The organism is Empedobacter sp. ULE_I140 (genome assembly GCF_053482575.1).
Genome location: NZ_JBQMTX010000001.1, coordinates 358,909 through 382,879, shown reverse-complemented (window position 1 = coordinate 382,879; position 23,971 = coordinate 358,909). Strand labels below are relative to the sequence as shown.

The following is a 23,971-nucleotide window of genomic DNA, read 5'->3' as shown; positions in this document are numbered from 1 at the left end:
AAAAAGCAATGTTAAAATGCGAATTTTCAATTAATGAAAATTTTTCGGAAAATTTATAAAAAAAGTTGAGCTAAGTTAAAAAAATTAATCCTAGCTTTGGCTTATCAAAAAAAGAAAATGAAATTAGTTCACAACATTATCAACTTGATTATTTTAGTCATTCTTATCCCAGGGAGTGGTAATTAGTTGTGTACGTACAAAATAACAATTAAAGCCACTTCTTAACGAGGTGGCTTTTTTTATGGAGAAAAATTAATTAAACAATATTATGCAAAACAATTTCGTCATTATTATCATTATTATTTTAGTCTTGGTCTTACGATTAGGAAAGGTGGTTTTATGACAAATTTTTTGAACGATTTTTTATGAGCCACCTTTATTCAGGGTGGCTTTTTTTTATGTTTTTAATACAAACAATGTCAAATAAATAGTGATGAAAAACAACAACAAAGCACTAAACAAACATAGTCGAACCGTTACGCAAGATGACACTTTACCCGCGTCACAAGCGATGTTACATGGGATTGGCTTAACAAACGAAGACCTTAAAAAACCATTAATCGGAATTGCAAGCATGGGGTACGATGGAAATACTTGCAATATGCACCTAAATCAATTTGCACAGTTGGTACAAGATGGAATGAAAGCCGAAAACCTAATCGGATTGAAGTTCAACACTATCGGAATTAGCGATGGAATTACCAACGGAACTTCAGGAATGCGCTACTCTTTAGTAAGTAGAGAAATCATTGCAGATTCTATCGAAACTGTTTGTGCAGGACACTTTTACGATGGCGTAATTACTATTCCTGGTTGTGATAAAAACATGCCAGGATCGATTATGGCAATGGGACGTTTAAACCGTCCTTCGATCATGATTTATGGTGGAACAATTCCTCCGGGACATTACAAAGAAGAGGAATTAAACATTGTTTCTGCTTTCGAAGCATTAGGAAAAAAATTAAACGGAAATCTTGATGACAAAGATTTTTGTGGAATCATTCAGAATGCTTGTCCTGGTCCAGGTGCTTGTGGCGGAATGTATACAGCAAACACAATGGCAGCGGCGATTGAAGCAATGGGAATGAGTTTACCTTATTCTTCGTCTTACCCTGCTCTTAGTCAAGAAAAGAAAAACGAATGTACAACTGCGGCACATTATCTAAGAATTTTATTAGAAAAAGATATTAAACCAAGTGATATCATCACGAAGAATTCTTTAGAAAATGCAATCAAAACAATTGTTGTTTTAGGCGGAAGCACAAATGCTGTTTTGCACTTATTAGCAATTGCAGCGACTATGAATATCAAATTATCATTAGACGATATACAAGCAATTAACGATAAAACATCAGTAATAGCAGACTTAAAACCTAGTGGAAAATACTTGATGGAACATTTGAGTAAAGTTGGTGGAGTTCCTGCTGTTTTAAAGTATATGTTACAAGAAGATTTAATCGATGGAAGTTGTTTAACGGTTACTGGAAAAACATTAGCCGAAAATTTAGCATCGGTTCCTGATTTAGATTTCTCTAAACAAAATATTATTCGTCCATTATCTAATCCCATAAAAGAAACTGGACACTTACAAATGCTTTACGGAAACCTTGCTCCTGGCGGATCGGTATCTAAAATATCTGGAAAAGAAGGTTTTTATTTTAAAGGAAAAGCACAAGTTTTTAATAGCGAAGTTGAAGTTTTAAAAGCAATCGAAGATTTACAAATCAAAGCTGGAAGCGTTATCGTCATCCGAAACGAAGGTCCGAAAGGTGGTCCTGGAATGCCAGAAATGTTGAAACCAACATCGGCAATTATCGGAGCTGGATTAGGAGATAAAGTCGCTTTGATTACAGACGGACGTTTTAGCGGAGGAACACACGGATTTGTCGTCGGTCACATAACACCAGAAGCTTTTGAAGGAGGTCCAATCGCATTAGTCGAGAATAATGATCTCATCGAAATTGACATCAACAAAAATGAATTAAACCTTTTTATTGATGAAAAAACATTAGAAAATCGAAAAAATAACTGGAAACAACCCGCATTAAAAGTAAAAAATGGAGTCTTATACAAATACGCAAAGCAAGTCGGAAACGCTTCAGAAGGATGTCTTACTGACCAATAAACCAACTCAAATTTCAGGTTCACAAGCGATTATTAACGCTTTATTGTCCGAAGGAGTTACAACAGTTTTTGGATATCCGGGTGGCGCAATTATGCCTATATATGATGCTTTGTATGATTACAAAGATAAATTAGAACACATTTTAGTTCGTCATGAACAAGGAGGCATTCACGCTGCGCAAGGTTATGCAAGAACTTCAGGAAAAGTAGGTGTAGCTTTTGCCACGAGTGGTCCAGGCGCAACGAATTTAGTCACTGGAATTGCAGATGCCATGATTGATAGCAATCCTATTGTATGTATCACAGGGCAAGTTTTCGCTTCTCTTTTAGGAACGGATGCTTTTCAAGAAACTGACGTTATCAATATTACTAATCCTATCACGAAATGGAATTATCAAATTACTGATGCAGAAGAAATAAATCATGTATTAGCAAAAGCATTTCATATTGCTCACTCGGGAAGACCGGGACCTGTGTTGATTGACATTACAAAAAATGCTCAAATACAACTTATCGAAAAGAAAAAATATGAAAAATGCACACATGTTCGTAGTTATAGACCAGATCCAGAAATAAGAACTGAATATATAAAGGCTGCTGCAGAACTTATAAATCAAGCAAAAAAACCATTTGCAATTATTGGTCAAGGAATTCTACTTGGAAAAGCAGAACAAGAGTTAAAAGATTTCTTAGAAAAATCGGGAATTCCAGTGGCTACAACTTTAATGGGATTAAGTTCTTTGGATACCGATCACCCACAATATGTTGGTTTATTAGGAATGCATGGAAATTATGCGCCGAATGTAAAAACAAATGATTGCGATGTATTAATTGCCATAGGAATGAGGTTTGATGACCGCGTAACTGGACGCTTAGACAAATATGCAAAACAAGCGAAAGTTATCCATCTTGATATTGACCCAGCAGAGATTGGTAAAAATGTAAAAGTTGCTGTTCCTGTTTGGGGAGATTGCAAGAAAACACTTCCGTTATTAACTAATTTGATTAATCAAAATGAACATACCGATTGGTTAAAAGAATTTAGAGATCTCGAAAAAGAAGAACGTACAGAAGTTATTAATAAAGAATTCCATCCAACAACTGATGTGATATCTATGGCTGAGGTTATCAATACCTTAAATGAATTAACTAAAGGAGAAGCCGTTATTGTGACAGACGTAGGACAACATCAGATGTCGGCTTGTCGTTACGCGAAATTCAAAGATTCTAAGCTTTTGGTTACATCAGGAGGATTAGGAACAATGGGATTTGGTTTACCTGCAGCAATTGGAGCATGGTATGGAGCACCAGAAAAAGACATTGTCATGGTTTGTGGAGATGGTGGTTTCCAAATGACGTTACAAGAAATGGGAACGATTATGCAATTTGGAGCTAAAGTAAAAATATTAATCCTAAACAATAGCTTCCTTGGAATGGTGCGTCAATGGCAAGAATTATTCAACGACAAACGCTATTCTTTCGTAGATATTACAAGTCCAGATTTTGTAGCACTTGCAAAAGCCTACCAAATAGAAGGTCAAAAAATAGAAGCAAGAAACGACTTGAAAAATGCTTTAAAAGAGATGTTAGAGCATGATGGTTCTTATCTTTTAGAAGTTATGGTAGGAAAAGAAAACAATGTATTTCCTATGGTAGAACAAGGTACAAGTGTTTCTGAAATTAGATTAAAATAAATTATTATGGACTCAAAACAAGAATATACAATTACGCTATATACAGAAAATTCCATAGGAATTTTGGGAAGAGTTGCAGGAATTTTTACTCGACGAAAAATTAATATTGAAAGTTTAAGCACTTCTCCATCAGAAATAGAAAATGTACACCGATTTACAATTGTAATTGAAGAATCTGAAGAAGTCGTTCGAAAACTTTGCATGCAAATTGAAAAACAAATCGATGTTCTTAAAGCTTATTTCAATAATAATGATGAATTAATCTGGCAAGAACAAGCTTTATACAAAGTACCCACTAACATTATTGCTGAAAAGGCATACGTTGAACGTTTATTACGTCAATATGGCGCGAATACAGTTGTGATTCGCAATGATTATACAGTTTTTGAAACAGCTGGTCATCGTGAGGAAATTGATAATCTAACACAAGAGCTGACTAAATATGGCTTAATAGAATTTGTTCGTGGAGCTAGAATAGCCATTATAAAAGCAAGTGCTGGTTTCCATGAAAAATTATTACAATTCGAAAAAGACGAGCCATCAAAAGAAGTAATCGAAAATGAATTCCTAAACGAAGGAACCTCAGTTTTCACAATGTAAAGACGAATAATTCAACAAATAATTTTATTAAAAAATCAAAAATGACTAATTACTTTAATTCACTATCATTAAGAGATCAATTATATCAACTAGGACAAGCAGAATTTCTAAATAACTCAGAATTCGCAAAAGGTACAGACGCATTAAAAGACAAAAAAATTGTGATTGTAGGCTGCGGTGCGCAAGGGTTAAACCAAGGATTAAATCTACGAGACAGCGGTTTAGATGTTTCATACGCGTTACGCAAAGAAGCGATTGAACAACAAAGAGATTCTTGGAAAAATGCAACAAGTCATAATTTTACAGTAGGAACTTTCGAGGAATTAATCCCAAATGCTGATGTTGTTGCGAATTTAACGCCGGATAAACAACATACGCAAGTTATCAATACTGTTCAACCACTTATTAAACAAGGTGCTACACTTTTATATTCTCATGGATTCAATATCGTAGAAGAAGGTGTGCAAATTCGTAAAGATATTACAGTAATAATGGTTGCACCAAAATGTCCAGGTTCGGAAGTTCGTGCAGAATATTTAAGAGGATTCGGAGTTCCTACATTAATTGCCGTTCACCCAGAAAATGATCCCGAAGGAAAAGGTTTTGATCAAGCAAAAGCATATTGTGCAGGAACTGGTGGTCACAGAGCGGGAGTTTTAAGATCATCATTTGTTGCGGAAGTAAAATCAGATTTGATGGGAGAGCAAACCATTTTATGTGGTCTTTTACAAACAGGTTCTATTCTTTCTTTCGAAAAAATGATTGAAAACGGAATTGATGCTGGTTATGCTTCAAAATTAGTTCAATATGGTGTGGAAGTAATTACAGAAGCCTTAAAACATGGTGGAGTTAGCGGTATGATGGATAGATTAAGTAATCCTGCTAAAATTAAAGCTTTTGAACTATCAGAGGAATTAAAAGATATTATGCGTCCATTATTCCAAAAACATCAAGACGACATTATTTCTGGTGAGTTTAGTAAAACAATGATGGAAGATTGGGCGAATGATGATAAAAACTTATTAAAATGGAGAGCTGAAACTGAAGAAACTGCTTTTGAAAAAACACCCGCTGGAGATGCAAATATTACTGAACAAGAATATTTTGACAACTATACATTAATGGTTGCTTTTGTTCGTGCTGGAGTTGAATTAGCTTTCGAAACAATGGTAGAAGCCGGTATTAAACCTGAATCTGCTTATTACGAATCCTTACATGAAACACCATTGATTGCGAATACAATTGCGCGTAAAAAATTATTCGAAATGAATCGAGTGATTTCTGATACAGCAGAATACGGTTGTTATCTTTTCGATCAAGCTTGTAAACCTTTGTTAAAAGATTTCATGGCAAAAGTAAACGTAGACGTTGTCGGTAAAAATTACAACGAAGGAAAAGACAATGCTGTTGACAATGCGACATTGGTACATATAAATGATGTTTTACGTAATCATCCTGTCGAAACTGTAGGAAAAAAACTTCGTAAAGCAATGACTGCTATGAAAACGATAAAAACGGTGTAGTCAAACATCAAGATTACAAAAAAAAGTTAACAGAACTAACAAACAGTGAATTATGGCAAATGGACTTAGAAATGAAAAAACTGAGACCTTAGGCGTTTCGCTTGACGAAGTAAACTTAGCACAAATGAATTTGAAAGGAGTTGCCAAAAACACTCCTTTCGATTTCAATGAAAATTTAAGTCGTCAATTTGATGCGAATGTCTATCTAAAACGAGAAGATTTACAAGTCGTCCGTTCGTACAAATTACGTGGTGCTTATAATAAAATCGTTCAGTTATCAGAACAAGAAAAAAATAATGGTGTGATCTGCGCAAGTGCAGGAAATCACGCACAAGGTGTGGCGTATTCGTGTCAACAATTAAACATCAAAGGTAAAATTGTGATGCCTACAACGACACCTCAACAAAAAATAAAACAAGTAAAATGGTTTGGTAAAGATCAAATCGAAATTATTTTACATGGCGATACATTTGATGATGCATCGGCTTTTGCACATCAATTATCGCAAGAAGGAAATATTACATTTATTCATCCTTTTGATGATGAAAAAGTAATTGCAGGACAAGGAACAGTTGCATTAGAAATTTTGAATCAATGCGATCAACCAATCGATTATATTTTCGTGCCAATTGGTGGTGGAGGTTTAGCATCTGGCGTTATTTCTGTGATGAAAACACTTAGTCCAAACACCAAAATTATTGGTATAGAACCGAGTGGAGCAGCAAGTATGGCAGAAGCTATCAAACAAAAAAAATCTGTTGCATTAGCGAAGATTGATCCTTTTGTGGACGGTGCAGCTGTAAAAAAAGCAGGAGAAAAAACCTATAAAATCTGTGCAGAAGGTTTAGAAACAACTTGCGCAGTTCCGGAAGGAAAAGTTTGTTCGAGCATTTTGCGTTTGTACAATGAAGATGCAATTGTTGTAGAACCAGCAGGCGCTTTGAGTGTTTCGGCTTTAGATTTTTTCAAGGAAGAAATCAAAGGAAAAAATGTGGTTTGCGTACTTAGCGGAAGCAACAACGACATTACGCGAATGGAGGAAATAAAAGAAAGAAGTTTGCAATATGAAGGTTTGAAACATTATTTCATTATCAATTTTCCTCAACGTGCCGGCGCTTTAAAAGAATTAGTGAACGAAGTTTTGGGTGAAAATGATGACATCACCTATTTCCAATACACGCAAAAAAACAACAAAGAAACAGGTCCAGCAGTAGTTGGCATTGAATTAGACAAAAAAGAAGATTTAGATGGTTTAATTTTTAGATTAGAAAATCATCATTTCGACTATCAATATCTTAACACAGACAACACACTTTTTTCATTAATGATTGGATAAGTTTTCCATCATTAATATATTATTCAAAAAAAAGCAAAGCTTCTATTTAGTTAGAAACTTTGCTTTTTAATTTATTAATTATTCAACAACCAATTTTTTAACTCATCAAAATTATTGTTCATTTCAACTTTATTCGATTGTTTCAATTTCAATTCTTCGACTTCTTTTGGATAGACAATTTTATCTTGTATTTCTTTCGGAAAAACTTCAGGAAATTTACACGGATGCGCTGTCGATAAAAATACCACTAACTCTTTTTCATCTTGCTTTTTCGCTTGGTATTCCTTCGCCGCCAACCAGGCAATCGACGTATGCGGACAAGCAATGTAATCATATTCTTGATTAATTTTAACAATTGCATTTGTCGTTTCAATATCTGAAAAAGCTTTCGAAACCATTTTTGATTTTAATTGCCCCACATCTTGCTCAAAAAATTCCATCACGCGAACCCAATTACTCGGATTTCCAACATCCATTGCATTCGATAACGTTTGTACAGAAGGTTTTGGTTGATAATTTTCGGTTTTTAAAAATGAAGGAACTGTATCATTCGCATTTGTAGCCGCAACAAATTGTTCTACTTCCAATCCTAATTTTGAAGCCAAAATACCTGCTGTAATATTCCCGAAATTTCCACTCGGAACAACAAAAGAAACTTTCTCAAAACCTTTTCTTTTTGCTTGGGCAAATGCCTCGAAATAATAGAAAGATTGCGGAATTAAGCGAGCAATATTAATTGAATTTGCTGAGGTTAAGTTTAGATTTTTCATTAAATCTTTGTCTAAAAAAGCTCGCTTGACCAATGCTTGACAATCATCAAAAGTTCCGTCGATTTCTATGGCACGAATATTTTTTCCATTCGCCGTTAATTGCAATTCTTGTATCAGCGACACTTTTCCTTTTGGATACAAAATCGTTACTCTCGTTCCTTCTACTCCCAGAAAGCCAAGTGCTACAGCGCCTCCTGTATCGCCAGAAGTTGCGACCAAAACATCTAACAATTGATTATCTTTTTTTGAATAATGTGCCATCACGCGACTCATAAATCTTGCTCCAAAATCTTTAAAAGCAAAAGAAGGTCCGTGAAATAATTCCAAAATAGCTAAATCATCTTCTAAAAACACCAAAGGCGCAGGAAAATTAATTACATCATCAATTAAATTATTAATCGTTTCTTCAGAAAAATCATCTTTTAATAAGTGATTTGTCACCTTTTTCGCAATCTCTTGAAATGAATAATTTTCAATAGAATTCAACCAATTTTCATCTAATTTTTCCAACGACAAAGGCATATACAATCCTTTATCTTCTGGCAAAGATTGGAAAACCGCTTGTTTAAAATCGACTCTGTTATTATGATTATTTGTACTATATAATTTCATTTTTAGTGTTTTATGTAAGGTCCTTGTTGATTAATTTTAGAGACAAATGATAAATGTTCAATTTCTTTTATCGTCAAAAAATTATTTAATTTTTGTTCGATATTTTCTGCATCCAATTTACTTTTAGATAACGCCATAACTGTTGGTCCAGAACCAGAAATACCGAATGTTAATGCATTATTTTCGAGCGAAATACTTTTCATTTCATTAAAATACGGAATCAATAAAGAACGATTTGGTTCGACAATATCATCCTGCATCGAACGACCAATTTCTTCGTAATCATTCTCATAAAGCGCCGCAACCAAACTTGCAATATTCCCCCATTGTTTTATTGCTTTACTCAATTGCACTTTATCTTTAATTAATTTGCGCGCATCCTTTGTTGGCACTTCTACTTTTGAGTAAATCAGTGTGACATATAAATTTTCAGGAACAGGTAAAGAACGCACCAAAATCGGCTCATAAGAAGGAATCAACGTAATTCCTCCAAACAACGATGGCGCAACATTATCCGCATGAGCAGCGCCACAAGCCAATCGTTCGCCTTCCATACAATAAGGCAAAAGCTTATTTTTAGAAAGTGGTTTTCCTAATAATTCATTCAATGCAAAAAGTCCAGAAACTGTGCTCGCCGCGCTTGAACCTAAACCACTTCCAATTGGCATTTTTTTGTGTAATTCTATCGATAATCCAAAAGAATCTTGTAGACCTAAATCACAAAATAATTTCCATGCCGAATGAGAAACTGTATTTTTCATCGCATCCAAAGGCAATTTACCCTCGTCACCTGTAATTGTCAGAATTTCGATTCCTAACTTTTCTGTCTTTTTCATGATTACCTCATCACCTGGATAATCCACCGCAAAGCCCAAAATATCATATCCACAGATCATATTGGCAACTGTTGCAGGAGCAAAAACATGTACTTTATCTAAAAACTTCGCTTGATCAAGCTTATATTTATTTTCGATTATTTGATTCATCTTTTATCGTATTGAACTTATATTAACTAAATCTGCAAAAACGCCAGCTGCTGTAACTTCTGCACCAGCTCCAGGTCCTTTCACAACCAAAGGACGTTCCTTGTAACGCGCTGTTGTAAAAGAAATAATATTATCGCTTCCAGACAAGGCATAAAACGGATGTTGATTATCCACCAATTCTAACGAAATTGATATTTTTCCATCTTCTAAAATCCCGATGTAACGAATCACTTTCTGCTCCTCATCTGCTTGATGTTTTATCTTTTCGAAATAATCATTTTCGTTGACTAATTCTTGATAAAAATCTTCTACAGTTGCAGCTTCTAAACAAGATTTAGGCAAAATAGAATCGATTTTTACATCCGCTGCCTCCACTTCGTAACCGTTATCACGAGCAAGAATCAACATCTTTCGCATAAAATCTATTCCGCTCAAATCGTCTCGAGGATCTGGCTCTGTATAACCTAATTCTTGCGCTTTTTTTACAACTTCGGCAAATGTATTTTCACCTTTAAAATGATTAAAGATATACGAAATTGTCCCTGATAAAATCGCTTCAATTTTTAAGATTTGATCTCCACTCATTCGCAAATCTTTCAACACACTAATAATTGGCAAACCTGCTCCAACATTTGTTTCGTAAAGGAAATCAATCCCATATTTTCGAGCCGTTTCTTTCAAGTTCTTATATTCTTGATAAGAAGACGAATTCGCAATTTTATTACATGTTACAACCGAAATACTGCTTTCGAAAATTTGTTTGTAATAATTTGGCAAATCAGAACTCGCAGTATTATCAACAAAAACACAATTTGGTAAATTATACTGTTTCATTTTTTGGATAAATTCATTCAAATCAGCTGGTGAAGAAGAATTTTCTAATTCATTTTTCCAATTCGATAAATTGATTCAGTTTTCATCAAACAGCATTTTTTTAGAATTTGATAATCCGACTAATTTTATCTCGATATCATTATTTTTTGCTAAAAAATCTTTCTGTTTTTCTAATTGATTTAAAAATGTCGACCCAATATTTCCTACTCCAACATTGAAAACATGAATTGTTTTTTTCAAATGATTAAAAAACGCATCATGTACCGCATTTAAAGCTTTTGACAAATCATTTTCGTTAATCACAACCGAAATATTATACTCCGAAGAACCTTGCGCAATCGCTCTGACATTGATTCCATTTCGTCCTAATGCATAAAATAACTTGCCCGAAACACCAACCATTTTCTTCATGTTTTCTCCAACAATTGCAATAATTCCGAGATTTTCTTCAATTTCAATTGGTTCCAACCATTTTACTGCAATTTCCAAACAAAACTCTTCTTCAATTAATTGCTTTGCTTTTTCGACTTCATTATGATGAATGGCAAGCGTGATACTATGCTCTGACGAAGATTGCGTAATCAACACAATGTTGATATGATGTTGCGCTAAAAGTGAAAAAAGTTTTCCACTAAAGCCCAATTTGCCAACCAAGCCGCTTCCTTTTATATTGACTAATGCAATATCTTTGATCGACGAAATTCCTTTAATTGGATAATCTGTTGGTTGCGAATCGAACTGAATTTTTGTTCCCTCAAAATCCGGTTGAAATGTGTTTTTAATTAAAATCGGAATTCGAAGTTTAAAAGCTGGAGCCATTGTTGGCGGATAAATCACTTTCGCACCGAAATACGACAATTCCATCGCTTCTGTATACGATAAATTTTCTAACGAAAAAGCTTTGTTCACAAAACGAGGATCCGCCGTCATCATTCCATTTACATCTGTCCAAATTTCAATTTGTTCTGCATGTAAAGCCGCACCAATCAAAGCCGCAGTGTAATCAGAACCTCCTCTTCCCAAAGTTGTCACTCGTCCTTCTTCATTAGCAGCAATAAACCCTGTTACAACTAATAATTTATCCGAATAATCTTTTGCTAATTGTTGAATATTCTGAAACGATTTTTCCTCGATAACATTCGCTTGACCAAAATTATGATCAGTCAAAATATAATCTGATGCATTAATCGCCAATGAATTTCCAACATGCTCTTGCATTACTTTTGCTATTAATAAAGCACTACATCTTTCGCCGAAACTCAAAATCAAATCTTTTGTTTGAGGGCTTAATTCTTTCAGAATTTCCACCCCTTCTAATAATGCTTCCAACTCATTCATCAACAATTTTAATTTTGTTAAAATCGGATTTTGATTCGGCACATCGATTAAAGCTTTTACAATTTCGAAATGTTTGTCTTGAAAAAGTTTTAAATCATTTTCATCAAAATTTCCTGATGAAGCTTCTTCAGACATTTTGGTTAATAAATTGGTCAAACCAGAAATAGCAGACACAACCAAAATAATCGAGTTATTTTGTTGCTTTTCCTGTTTAACAATTTCTACGACCGCGCGGATACCTTCTACCGATCCGACTGATGTTCCTCCGAATTTTAAAACTTTCATAATTTAAATTTTGATCATAAAAAAAGCATCTTCCTTTTGAGAAGATGCTTTTGCATTATTTTTTTAGAATTAAATACATAACAAAACTCCTCTAAGTGTGAACACTAGAAGTCGTCGTAATTGAAATGATTGTATTTAATCCGTTTTGTTTCATTATTGATAACGAATATACAAACTTTTTCAATAAATCATTACGTATTTATTATTTTTTTATATTTATTTCACCGAATCCTTTTTTACAGCCAATGAATCATTTGGTTCAGCAACAGGTTTTACATCACTTGCATAGCCAACAACAATTCCGTCTAGTTTATCAATTTTTCGTACTTTAAAAGTTTCTGTACCTTCTGCTCCTTTAAAAGATACTTTATAAACTGCTTCGTAAACTGTTTTGTCACCATCTTCAAGAGGCGTCATTTTCTCAAAGTTGTAGACATCAACTGGCCCATATTGTTTAACCACCGCATTCAAATCATCCACATTTACGCCTTCTACTTTCGAAAAAAGTGAATCTGGCTTATCTGCTCTGTATTTGTAAACATCTAAAACTGCTTCTTTCACCTTATAATCTGGCAAATCTGATTTTTTATTACATGCTGTTAAAGCCAAAATACCGCCAACCATAAGTAATGCACTTGCTTTCATAATTCCTATTTTTTGTGTTAATTGATTATAACTAATGTAAAAATAAATAAGATAAAAAACAAGTATTTTTATTGAAATCAAATAGATAGAAACAAAAAAAGTCGATTCTGTTGCAGAACCGACTTTTGAATATATCTTATTGTAAAATAAATTTTATACTTCAAAATTGACGTAAAAACCTTCGTGACCTCGAACATTGAAAACGGTATTGTCTTCAAAAATCAAGTATTGACCTTTTATTCCTTTCAAAACACCTTTTATTTCTGGCGTTTTTTTCAAGTTTAATGATTTTACTTTTTCTGGATAAGATAAAACTGGATAGTCTAACTTCCAAACTTCTGGCTCATCAACCAAAAATTTTTGAAAATCTGGATTCACTTCATTTCTGATTTCGTGATACTTTTCGAACAAATTAATTTCTGGCACATCGTTTTTCAACATTCTTTGCCAATTTGTTTTATCAGCAATAACATTTTTCAACGAAACCTCTATCATTCCAGCTTCGTAACGATTATCCGTTCGCGCAATAATAATAGCTTCTGAAGCTCCTTGATCGATCCAACGTGTCGGCACTTGCGTTAAACGCGTTACACCAACTTTTATTCCTGATGAATTTGCCAAATACACAATATGCGGTTGCAATTCGAATTTCGTTTCAAACTCTAAATCACGTTGCGCAATTCCCAAATGTGCTGTAGAAAGTTCTGGATTGATAATACTTGGATTAGCTTCTGGAACTGTAAAAAAACAATTTTTACAATATCCCATCTGATAAATCTCTTTGTCCTCGTGACAGTTTAAACATTCGTAATGATCAAAGTTAATCTTGATTTTTTTTCCTAACAATTGATTCATAACAATAAAATCATTCTTGAAATTCCAATAATAATTGATTGGCGTTCCATTTTCAGTTGTCATTTTACGAATTTGTCCTTCAAACTGCATCTTGCTAAAAAAGTTTAATTAATTTTGTGTAAATCTACAAAACTTTTAGCGGATGGGAATAGTCAATAAGATTATGGAAATTATGATGCGTAGCCGAATGAATATCATCGAGGAAAGTATCAAAAATCCAGTTGGTACGCAAGAACGTGTGTTATTTGAGAATATCAAAAAAGCCAAATCGACTATTTACGGAAAAGAATTTCATTTTGACGAAATCAAAACGACACATAAATTTCAAGAGCAAGTCCCTGCAGTGCATTACGAGGATTTTCAACCTTATATTGAATTAGCAAGAAAAGGTGAAAAAGATGTTACTTGGCATGGAAAAATAAAATGGTTTGCGAAATCTTCTGGAACAACAAATGCCAAAAGTAAATTTATTCCGATTAGTAATGAATCCTTAGAAGATTGCCATTACGCAGCAGGAAAAACAATGTTTGCATTGTACTTAAATGCTTATCCCGAAACGGATATTTTTATGCACAAAAACTTAAGAATTGGCGGAAGTAGTGAACTTTATCAAAAATATGATACGCGTTTTGGTGATTTATCAGCTATTCTGATTGATAATTTACCTTTTTATGCAGAAATGAAAAACATTCCAAATCGTGAGATTTCTTTAATGTCTGATTGGAATGTAAAGATGAATGCTATTATTAATGCAACAAAAAATGAAGATGTTGGTTCTTTAACTGGTGTTCCTTCGTGGATGTTAGTCGTTTTGAATAAATTATTAGCCGAAACTGGAAAGAATTATTTGGACGAATTATGGCCAAATCTCGAAGTGTTTTTTCATGGTGGAATCAGCTTCAAACCTTATGCAGAAAATTATAATTTAATTACTCAGAAAAAATTAAATTATTTCGAATTATATAATGCTTCCGAAGGTTTTTTTGGAATTCAGGATCAATTAAATAGTAAAGAGTTGTTGTTATTATTAGACAACGGAATTTTTTACGAATTTATTCCAATGGAAGAATTTGGTTCAGAAGCTCAACGATTTTTAACGATTAAAGAAGTTGAAGTTGGTAAAAATTACGCCATGGTAATTACAACAAATGGTGGTTTATGGCGTTATATTATTGGTGATACGGTTCGATTTACCTCAACTAATCCACACAGAATTGTTGTTTCTGGACGAACAAAACATTATATCAATGCATTTGGCGAAGAATTGATGATAGAAAATGCAGAAGAAGCTTTGAAACGTGCTTGTATGCAAACAAATTCAATTGTTTCTGAATATAGTGCTGGTCCAATTTTTATGCAAGGAAAAGAAAAAGGCGCTCACGAATGGATGATAGAGTTTGATAAAGAGCCTGAAAATTTTGAGCAATTTATTGATTGTTTAGATAAAGGTTTGCAAGAAGTTAATTCCGATTACGAAGCAAAACGTTACAATAATATGACACTTAATCGACCGATTGTACACAAAGCACGCACAAAATTATTCATCGAATGGATGGCTTCAAGAGGTAAATTAGGTGGACAAAATAAAGTTCCTCGTTTATCAAATACAAGAGACTTTATTGAACCATTAATTGAATTAAATAATCGATCATAATAAAAAAGAGAATCAATATGATTCTCTTTTTTTGGTTTAAAATAAATAGGATAATTACCTCGAAACAAGTAAATTTACTATTAAGAGAAAAAATACCTATTAATGCGAAGTACGAATTTATCTGAACTTAAATTCCACCAAATTGTGGAAAATAAGTTTCAAATTTACAACAGTCTCTTTATGAGTCTTCCCTACGAAAAAATGCAAAACATCGGATCATTGATTCCGTTTTTGTATGATGAAAGTCAAAAAGGTTTACCCGAAGGTAAATCACCAAATGAAATCATCAACAATTTTTTTGAGAAATACACTGATTTAAAAACCGAACAAGAGCAAATCGATTTGATGTTTCGAATGATACAATACATCGAGCGACAAGTTGTTTTGTTTGATAGTATCGAAGATGCTGCATTTCCGTCATTACATTCCGAAAATGAAAAAGGAAGTTTGGAAAGCATTTATCATATTGCACAAGCGCAAGGTAAAATGGAGCAAGTAAAAACCAGAATCGAAGATTTTGTAACAAGAGTTGTTTTTACAGCCCATCCAACGCAGTTTTATCCAACAAATGTTCAACAAATTATTCAAGATTTACGCGACGCAATTCAACAAGATTCGGTAAGTAAAATTGATTTATTGTTGCAACAATTAGGAAAAACACCTTTTATCAACGAAGAAAAACCAACTCCTTACGATGAAGCTGTTTCTATTATTTATTATTTGAGAAATGTATATTATCAAACAATTGGACGATTATACAACGAAATCAACCAATTGTTTTTTACAGAAAGTGAACCTCTAAAATCTCCTGTTATTCAATTAGGTTTTTGGCCTGGAGGCGATCGCGATGGAAATCCGTTTGTAACAGCAGAAATTACATGGAAAGTTGCAAGTTTATTGCGTACAAGTATCTTAAAAAATTATTACAATCATCTTAAAATTGTTCAACGTAGATTAACATTCAAGCATGTTACAGAACCTTTAAAAGCGTTGAGTAATTTGATTTACGAAAATATGTTCAATGAAAATGGAACAATTACAATTGATGAAATCAAAACGCGCTTACAAACGATTCGTACAATTTTAATTGAACAACACAATGGTGTTTTCTTAGATATTTTAGATGATTTTATCACACGTGTTGATATTTTCGGATTGCATTTTGCATCATTGGATATTCGTCAAGATTCACGTGTTCATCAAAAAGTAATTAACCAAATTGTTGAAAAATATACTGGAATTAATCTGAAAGATTTAAGCGAAGCTGAACAAATCGAATTGTTAACAAATCCGTCTTTTACAGCTAAGCCAGAAGATTTTGAAGATGATATTGTGGTTGATACGATCAAAAATGTTTATCAATTAAAAACAATTCAGCAACGAAATGGTGAATTAGGTGTTAACCGATACATTATTTCAAATTCTGAAACCATTTTCGATGTCTTAAATGTTTATGCTTTATTCAAATTTTGCGGCTATAAAGACGATGAAATTAAGTTTGATATTATGCCACTTTTCGAGACGATTAGAGGCTTAGATGGTGCTGAAAATACAATGAATAAATTGTATAATTTACCTATTTATGCGCAACATTTAGAACGTAGAAAACAACGTCAATCGATTATGTTAGGCTTTTCGGACGGAACAAAAGATGGCGGTTACATCAAAGCGAATTGGGAAATTTATCGTACCAAAGAAATCCTTTCGAATGTTTCGGATAAAAATCAAATCGAAGTTATTTTCTTTGATGGTCGTGGTGGACCTCCTGCGCGTGGCGGTGGAAAAACGCACGAATTTTACGCTTCTCAAGGGAAAACAATTGCGAATCACGAAATTCAAATTACGATTCAAGGGCAAACAATTACGTCGAATTATGGAACAATGCCGCAGGCAAAATATAATTTTGAACAATTGTACACAGCTGGTATTATTTCGGATGTTTTCTCGACAAGCACAAGTCAGATTTCACCTGATGAACGTGTATTGATTGATAAATTAGCCACAATTAGTTATCAGAAATACGAAGATTTGAAAGCGCATCCTTCATTTTTACCTTATTTAGAAAATATGAGTACGCTTAACTATTATGGAAAAACGAATATCGGAAGCCGTCCGAGTAAACGAGGTGGTGATAAAAAATTAGAGTTCGATGATTTGCGTGCTATTCCATTTGTGGGTTCTTGGAGTCAATTAAAACAAAATGTTCCGGGGTATTTTGGTGTTGGAACGGCTATAAATGAATTGAAAAAACAAGGTCATTTAGAAGATGTAAAAGATTTATTCAAAAATTCGAGCTTCTTCAAAACATTGATTCAAAATAGTATGATGTCGATGGAAAAAACTTATTTTCCGTTAACTTCTTACATGAAAGATGATCCTGAATATGGTGAATTTTGGAATATTTTGCATGATGAATTTGAATTATCAAAAGCATTATGTTTAGAAATTTCGGGTTACACAGAATTGATGCAAGACGAACCATTGAACAAATCTTCGGTACAAATGCGCGAAAAAATTGTGTTACCATTATTAACGATTCAACAATTCGCGTTGAACAAAATTCATCATGAAAGTGAGTTCAAGTCAATCTATGAGCAAATTGTGATGCGTTCGTTATTCGGAAATATTAATGCGAGTCGAAATTCGGCTTAATTTTCAGAATATCTTAATACCTTCGCAACGATGGAAAAAATTATTTTAGGGATTGATCCTGGAACAATGGTGATGGGTTTTGGTTTGATTGAAGTCAAAAACAACAAAATAAAGTTGATTACTTTAGACGAATTGTTGTTGCATAAACTTCCGAATCAACAAACGAAATTGAAAAAGATTTTCGAAAAAACTTTAGCCATTATCGATCAATATCATCCTGATGAATTAGCCATTGAAGCGCAGTTTTTTGGCGTTAATGTTCAGTCTATGTTAAAACTTGGACGTGCACAAGGTGTTTGTATTGCGGCTTGCCTGCATCGCGATATGCCTGTTGTAGAATATGCGCCAAAAAAAATTAAGATGGCGATTACTGGAAACGGAAATGCATCAAAAGAACAAGTTGCGGGAATGTTACAGCATTTACTTGGATTGAAAGAAATTCCGAAACGTTTGGATGCCACAGATGGTCTTGCCGTTGCGGTTTGTCATTATCTAAATTCGGGTAAAACAACTGGAACCTCAAATTCTTATTCGAGTTGGGATGCCTTTGTAAAAAATAATCCGAATCGAACAAAATAAAATATATTTGTAGTAGAATTAGCAACGTAATTCATAAAACATAAAACACATCAAATGAAAAAATATTTAATCGCTGCCTCAGTTTGTGCAACAGTTTTCTCTTCAGTGTTATTTTCTTGTAAAGATTCTACAGGAAAAAACAATACTGCAATCACTGAAATTGTTTCGAAAATTGAACAAAATAAATACAAAATTGGCGACAAAATCGATATTCCTTTAACTAATTTAGATGGAATTACGAAAGTTGTTGTTTCGGTGGATGGACAAGAAGTTCCTGCTGATTTTACGATTGACGGAAAAACAATTGGATTAGGAAATCATACGGTTAATTTGAAATTCTTCAAAGGAGAAGAAGAAACAAATTCGCGCGATTTTACGTTTGTGGTTTATGCAAATGAGCCGGCTGCGCAATGGAATTATGAAATTGTAGGAACTTATCCACATAATCCAGATTATTTTACGCAAGGTTTTTATTTCAAAAACGGAAATATTTTCGAAGGAACTGGACTTCGCGGAGGAAAAACACGTTTGATTGAATATAAATTGGGGGCAACTGAACCTACAAAATTATATCAAATCAAAGACGATGTTTTTGGAGAAGGAATTACAGAACTGAATGGTTTTATTTATCAATTAACATGGCAAGATCGTGTGATTTATAAATATGATTTAAACTTTAATCAAGTTGAAAAATTTGATATGCCAGCTCAAATTATCGAAGGTTGGGGAATTACAACAATTGGAAAAGAATTGGCCATAACAGAAGGTTCTCAACGTATTCATTTCTTTGATGAAAACTTTAATTATCTAAGAACTGTTCAAGCTTTTGACAGTCAACAACCATATAGTTATTTGAATGAAATTGAATACCACGATGGTTTAATTTATGCAAATGTTTACCTAAAATCTGGACATGCAGATAACAGTAATATTGTGGTAATTGATCCGCAAACTGGCGCTGTAAAAGTAGAGTTTAACTTCGCTGAATTGAAAGGAAAACAAGGAAATCCGCAAGCACAAGAATTGAACGGAATCGCTTTCAAAGACAACGGAAATATGTTATTAACAGGTAAAAACTGGGATAAAATATTTGAAATTAAGATTAAGAAATAATTTCCTTAACACATAAAAAAGCAAAAAGCTCGACCTGCAAAATCGAGCTTTTCTTTTTCAAAAATCATCTAAAAAATTATAAGTAAAAATTTATGGTTATGAAAGATCCTATAACCAAAATTGATCTTTCCAATCTGTGTTAGTTAAAAGTGAATTAAATTGTTCTTTAATTACTTTTAACTTTTTTTGTGTTGCATTTTTCTCAAATTCAGGAAACATTTGTTTCTCCTCAAATCTGATGTGCAAATCCAATTCTTCTTCGATATAAATCAAACTTTTCATCGGATTTTTTGCATCTATTTTGAATAAGCGTCTCAAACGTCTATGTTCTTTCAATGCTCTTTTTACCAAGTAATGATCTTCATCTAAAAGCGAAAACAAGTAATTTTCTTCTATCTCAAATTTTTTGAATAATACTTTTTCCCCATACCAATTTACATAATCAACAATTCGTTGAATATCGACTCCTTTATCTATTCCAGCACGAATATTCCAACAAAAAAATAATGTTTTATGATGCCTTTCGCACGCTTCATTTAGATTTACTGTTACAGTATAACTCATCTGAGAAGCAGTTGTTTGAGGAAGTTCTATTAATAGGTTCATTGTTATAATTTTTCAATTCGGATAATCGGATATTTTTATCTTATTTTTAATCAAATTTTTTTAATGCTTAAGAAAAGCAATTCCTTTCTCTAGATCATCAATCAAATTAAACATCGATGTCTTTTCTAGCATACCTCGCAAATCATTACGAATTGCAAAAACACGGCTATGTAAAGCACAAGGTTTGTTAGTATCGCATTCTACTAAACCTAAAATGCAACTATGATAAAGACCATCTCCGTCAATCGCTTTGATGATATTCACTAATTTGATATCTTCTAAATGCGCTGCATCCATTTGGAAACCTCCCATTTTTCCTTTGACAGATGAAATCACATTTGCTTTAACTAATTGTTGAAGAATTTTGGCTGTGTAAGCTTCTGGAGAATTAATAGAATTTGCAATTTGTTTTAAATTGACTCTCTTTCCTTCTACAGATTCTTGTGCAATAAACACACAAGCCTTAATTCCATATTCGCACGCTTTAGAAAACATTAATTTCTTTTATTCATTATAAATTATGAAGCAAATATACAACTAATTTTAAATCGGACAAATTTATCTTATTAAATTTTTAAAAATAAAAAAACCACTCAAAAATGAGTGGTTTAATATTATCTGAAAAGAAAATTTCTTAATCTTCGTCTTCGTCTTGATCAGCATCCTTAACTGCGTTACGAGAAGTACGAATAGCTACTACTACTGCGTTATCTGGATGAGCGAATGTGTAGTTATCATTTTTCAATGTTTCTACATACATTTTGTGACCAATTCTCATTGGAGTGATATCGATTTCGATTTCGTCTGGTAAGTTTGCTGGAATAGCACGAACTTTTAATTTACGCATATTGAAACGTAAAACCCCACCAGCTACTAAACCACGAGCACGTCCTACTAAACGAACTGGAACTTCCATAGTTACTGGTTTGTCCTCGTTTAATTGGTAAAAATCTACGTGTAAGATTTTATCCGTTACTGGGTGAAATTGGATGTCTTGTAAAATTGCTTGAATTTTAGCTCCATCAGCTAACTCGATAGTTGCTGTATGAGCATCTGGAGTGTAAACTAATGATTTGAATGCTTTTTCATCAGCTGAAAAGTGGATAGGCTCTCCAGAACCGTAAACCACACAAGGTACTTGTTCAGCATTACGTAGGTTACGTGTAGCCACTTTACCTAAGTCTTCTCTTTTTACACCTTGAATTGTAATTGACTTCATAATAATATGTATATAATAAAAATAATTTAATATTTAGTTAAACCACTAGATAACAAAACGTTGACTAATAGATTTGTTGCTATGTACTAAATGCATAACATCAGCAAAAAGCGGAGCGCAAGATAATACTTTTATTTTAGATACGGAAGTATTTTTTAATGGAATACTATCAGTTATAGCAATTTCCGTTAATAGAGAGTTATCAAGACGCTCATAAGCTGGTCCAGATAAAACTCCGTGCGTTGCAATTGCACGAACAGATTTTGCTCCTTTTTCCATAATCAATTCAGCCGCTTTAGCAAGTGTACCCGCTGTATCAATCATGTCATCCACTAAAATAACATTTTTACCTTCTACCTCACCGATTAACATCATGCTATCAACTTGATTAGCAACTTTACGTTCTTTATGACAAATTACGATATCTGCATTAAGATATTTAGCATAAGTATTTGCACGTTTAGCACCTCCCATATCTGGAGAAGCAATACAAATATTATCTAAACCTAAACCTTTAATGTATTCAACAAAAATTGTTGAAGCAAATAAATGATCAACAGGAACTTCAAAAAATCCTTGAATTTGATCAGCGTGTAAATCCATAGTCATTACACGAGTTGCTCCAGCTGTCATTAACATTTTTGCAACTAATTTTGCTCCAATTGGTACACGTGGTGCATCCTTACGATCTTGACGAGCAAAACCAAAATAAGGAATAACAACTGTAATACTTTTAGCAGATGCGCGTTTTGCTGCATCACACATTAAAAGTAATTCCATTAAATTGTCTGTTGGTTGCATTGTAGAACCGATTAAGAAAACGCGAGCTCCGCGAATTGGCTGTTCAAAAGCGGGTACAAATTCTCCGTCGCTAAATTCTACAATTTTAGATTTACCAAGTTCTTGACCATATTGATCGGCAATTTTTTGTGCTAATTCTAATGATCCTCTGGTCGAAAAAAGAAATGCTGATTGTTCCATTGTTTGTTTTGGGAAATATTTATGCAAAAATAATTTAAATGATTCAAACATGGTACAAGAAAAATGAAAATTAATTTCGGCACAGTTATTGTGTTAATTTTTTAACATGTTTAATAATTTCAGAAAATATGACTTTAATTACTTATTGTTTTTTTTCTGTAAATTATTCATTCGTTATTAAGTATTTATATAATTTTGTAATTAAATATATCCTCATGAAAAAGATTTCATACCTATTAAGTGTAATTGGATTAGGGATTTTTGCTCAAGCGCAAGAAGTAACTGAAACAGTTAACAACGATTACAACAAGTGGTCTATAGAAGCTCAAGCTGGAGCTAATAAAGCGATTAGTCCATTTACAGATGGATACTATAATGAAACACCAAGTTTTTACAACGCAAATTTTGGAGTTCGTTATATGTTTAACAACAAATTCGGTTTAAAATTATCTGGTGGATACGATCGTTTGAAAGAAGGAGAAGGTTCTGAACACTTTAGATCAAATTTCTACCGTGTTGATTTATCAGGAGTTGCTAATTTAGGACGAATGATGAATTTTGAAACTTGGACAAACACGTTTGGGTTATTAGCTCATGGTGGTGTTGGTTATGGTTTTATGAACAATGATGCTACTAAGGGAGATTCATCTGGCTTATTAGATGATAACGACGAAATGGGATTAGTTTCATTAGGTTTAACTCCACAAGTTAAATTGACAAATAGACTTGTTTTAACAGGAGATTTATCTTATACTAAAACTATTCGTCAAAACACTACATGGGACGGACAGTCTTCTGATGCTTCTGCAAGAAGAGGGTTTGATGGTTCTTTATGGAACGCAACATTAGGTTTAACATTTTATTTAGGTAAAAATGAAAAACACGCTGACTGGGTTTACGAACCAACTCGTTCTGACTTAGAAAATCGTATATCTAATATCGAACAAATGTTAAAAGATACTGACGGTGATGGTGTTGCTGATTACTTAGACCAAGAAGCAGATTCAGCTCCAGGTGCAGTTGTTGATACTAAAGGTGTTACAATTGATCACAATGGAAATGGTATTCCAGATAATATTGAAGAGTACATCAAACAAAATGCTGGTGGAAATACTACAATCGTTAACGATGCTGATTTCTTAGAGCAAATGATCAACTCAGGTATTATTAACGTTTATTTCGATTATAATTCTGATAAACCATATCAACAATCAGTTGGAGGTATTAAATTTGTATCTGAATATTTAAAAGCTAAACCAAATGCTCAAATTGAAATTTTAGGTTTTGCTGATCCAGTAGGAAGTGATGCTTTCAATAAAGATTTATCTCGTAGAAGAGCAGAAAATGTTAAAGCAATTTTAGTTAACCAAGGAGCTAATGCTTCTCAATTAACTACTATTGGTGAAGGTGAAGATAAAGAGTTCAAAAACTCTCAAGTTTCTTCTCATCAATTAGCAAGAAGAGTTGTTTTCAGAGTAAAATAATTTTTCTTAAATTAAATATAATCAGGGGTAGATTTTTCCTATTGCAGGCTGTCTATTCCTGATTTTTTTTTTATCTTTACC

Annotated in this window: 20 protein-coding genes; 10 read left to right on the top strand and 10 right to left on the bottom strand. The window is 33.2% G+C overall.

Annotated features, from left to right (window positions below; translation table 11 throughout):
* Positions 1-433 precede the first annotated feature (433 nt).
* From ilvD to ilvA, 5 genes are read left to right on the top strand one after another with little or no spacing between them, the layout of a single operon-like run.
* On the top strand, positions 434-2,125 hold the full coding sequence (gene ilvD, locus ACTS9J_RS01770) for a dihydroxy-acid dehydratase (RefSeq protein WP_448352767.1): 1,692 nt from the start codon (positions 434-436) through the stop codon (positions 2,123-2,125).
* On the top strand, positions 2,058-3,818 hold the full coding sequence (gene ilvB, locus ACTS9J_RS01765) for a biosynthetic-type acetolactate synthase large subunit (RefSeq protein ID WP_448352766.1): 1,761 nt from the start codon (positions 2,058-2,060) through the stop codon (positions 3,816-3,818). The genes ilvD and ilvB overlap by 68 nt, the downstream gene beginning before the upstream one ends.
* Positions 3,819-3,824: 6 nt before the next feature.
* Positions 3,825-4,418 (top strand): acetolactate synthase small subunit, encoded by a 594-nt coding sequence (gene ilvN / locus ACTS9J_RS01760; protein WP_180905464.1) that lies wholly within the window; start codon positions 3,825-3,827, stop codon positions 4,416-4,418.
* 41 nt (positions 4,419-4,459) lie between these two features.
* Positions 4,460-5,941 (top strand): ketol-acid reductoisomerase, encoded by a 1,482-nt coding sequence (gene ilvC / locus ACTS9J_RS01755; RefSeq protein ID WP_448352765.1) that lies wholly within the window; start codon positions 4,460-4,462, stop codon positions 5,939-5,941.
* Between the two features lie 52 nt (positions 5,942-5,993).
* The gene (ilvA, locus tag ACTS9J_RS01750) at positions 5,994-7,277 is read left to right on the top strand and encodes a threonine ammonia-lyase IlvA (protein ID WP_291063053.1); all 1,284 of its coding nucleotides are present in this window, start codon (positions 5,994-5,996) and stop codon (positions 7,275-7,277) included.
* Between the two features lie 74 nt (positions 7,278-7,351).
* Here the strand turns inward: ilvA and thrC are convergent, their stop codons facing one another.
* From thrC to ACTS9J_RS01720, 6 genes are all read right to left on the bottom strand, one after another.
* A complete protein-coding gene (gene thrC, locus ACTS9J_RS01745; protein WP_448352764.1) occupies positions 7,352-8,659 on the bottom strand; it encodes a threonine synthase in 1,308 nt (435 codons plus the stop codon).
* Positions 8,660-8,661: 2 nt separating this feature from the next.
* Positions 8,662-9,645 carry a homoserine kinase gene (locus tag ACTS9J_RS01740; RefSeq protein WP_448352763.1) on the bottom strand — a complete coding sequence of 328 codons (984 nt, stop codon included), beginning with the start codon at positions 9,643-9,645 and terminating at the stop codon, positions 8,662-8,664.
* A gap of 3 nt (positions 9,646-9,648) precedes the next feature.
* Positions 9,649-10,554, bottom strand: a complete 906-nt coding sequence (locus tag ACTS9J_RS01735) for a hypothetical protein (RefSeq protein WP_448353462.1) — start codon at positions 10,552-10,554, stop codon at positions 9,649-9,651.
* Positions 10,555-12,102: an aspartate kinase gene (locus tag ACTS9J_RS01730; protein WP_448352762.1), complete on the bottom strand. Its 1,548-nt coding sequence runs from the start codon at positions 12,100-12,102 to the stop codon at positions 10,555-10,557.
* Positions 12,103-12,318: 216 nt separating this feature from the next.
* Positions 12,319-12,747 (bottom strand): hypothetical protein, encoded by a 429-nt coding sequence (locus ACTS9J_RS01725; protein WP_147280028.1) that lies wholly within the window; start codon positions 12,745-12,747, stop codon positions 12,319-12,321.
* A 153-nt stretch (positions 12,748-12,900) separates the two neighbouring features.
* The gene (locus ACTS9J_RS01720; RefSeq protein ID WP_125348888.1) at positions 12,901-13,692 is read right to left on the bottom strand and encodes a DUF2797 domain-containing protein; all 792 of its coding nucleotides are present in this window, start codon (positions 13,690-13,692) and stop codon (positions 12,901-12,903) included.
* Positions 13,693-13,744: 52 nt separating this feature from the next.
* On the opposite strand from ACTS9J_RS01720, the gene ACTS9J_RS01715 reads away from it, so the two are divergent.
* The 4 genes from ACTS9J_RS01715 (at position 13,745) to ACTS9J_RS01700 (ending at position 19,600) form a co-directional block, all read left to right on the top strand.
* Positions 13,745-15,256: a GH3 auxin-responsive promoter family protein gene (locus ACTS9J_RS01715; protein WP_291095451.1), complete on the top strand. Its 1,512-nt coding sequence runs from the start codon at positions 13,745-13,747 to the stop codon at positions 15,254-15,256.
* A 180-nt stretch (positions 15,257-15,436) separates the two neighbouring features.
* Complete coding sequence (locus ACTS9J_RS01710) at positions 15,437-17,908, top strand: phosphoenolpyruvate carboxylase (RefSeq protein ID WP_448352761.1); 2,472 nt, start codon at positions 15,437-15,439, stop codon at positions 17,906-17,908.
* A 30-nt stretch (positions 17,909-17,938) separates the two neighbouring features.
* Positions 17,939-18,487: a crossover junction endodeoxyribonuclease RuvC gene (ruvC, locus tag ACTS9J_RS01705; protein ID WP_125348885.1), complete on the top strand. Its 549-nt coding sequence runs from the start codon at positions 17,939-17,941 to the stop codon at positions 18,485-18,487.
* A gap of 54 nt (positions 18,488-18,541) precedes the next feature.
* The gene (locus ACTS9J_RS01700) at positions 18,542-19,600 is read left to right on the top strand and encodes a glutaminyl-peptide cyclotransferase (RefSeq protein WP_291091878.1); all 1,059 of its coding nucleotides are present in this window, start codon (positions 18,542-18,544) and stop codon (positions 19,598-19,600) included.
* Between the two features lie 108 nt (positions 19,601-19,708).
* On the opposite strand, the gene ACTS9J_RS01695 is transcribed toward ACTS9J_RS01700, so the two are convergent.
* The 4 genes from ACTS9J_RS01695 to ACTS9J_RS01680 form a co-directional block, all read right to left on the bottom strand.
* Complete coding sequence (locus ACTS9J_RS01695; protein ID WP_221854727.1) at positions 19,709-20,206, bottom strand: hemerythrin domain-containing protein; 498 nt, start codon at positions 20,204-20,206, stop codon at positions 19,709-19,711.
* A 60-nt stretch (positions 20,207-20,266) separates the two neighbouring features.
* Positions 20,267-20,701: an RrF2 family transcriptional regulator gene (locus tag ACTS9J_RS01690; RefSeq protein ID WP_286494986.1), complete on the bottom strand. Its 435-nt coding sequence runs from the start codon at positions 20,699-20,701 to the stop codon at positions 20,267-20,269.
* Positions 20,702-20,840: 139 nt separating this feature from the next.
* The gene (locus ACTS9J_RS01685) at positions 20,841-21,425 is read right to left on the bottom strand and encodes a 50S ribosomal protein L25/general stress protein Ctc (RefSeq protein ID WP_038336278.1); all 585 of its coding nucleotides are present in this window, start codon (positions 21,423-21,425) and stop codon (positions 20,841-20,843) included.
* Between the two features lie 45 nt (positions 21,426-21,470).
* Complete coding sequence (locus ACTS9J_RS01680) at positions 21,471-22,406, bottom strand: ribose-phosphate pyrophosphokinase (protein WP_038336277.1); 936 nt, start codon at positions 22,404-22,406, stop codon at positions 21,471-21,473.
* Positions 22,407-22,621: 215 nt separating this feature from the next.
* Between ACTS9J_RS01680 and ACTS9J_RS01675 the strand changes: the two genes are divergently transcribed.
* On the top strand, positions 22,622-23,890 hold the full coding sequence (locus ACTS9J_RS01675) for an OmpA family protein (RefSeq protein WP_448352760.1): 1,269 nt from the start codon (positions 22,622-22,624) through the stop codon (positions 23,888-23,890).
* The last annotated feature ends 81 nt before the right edge of the window (positions 23,891-23,971 follow it).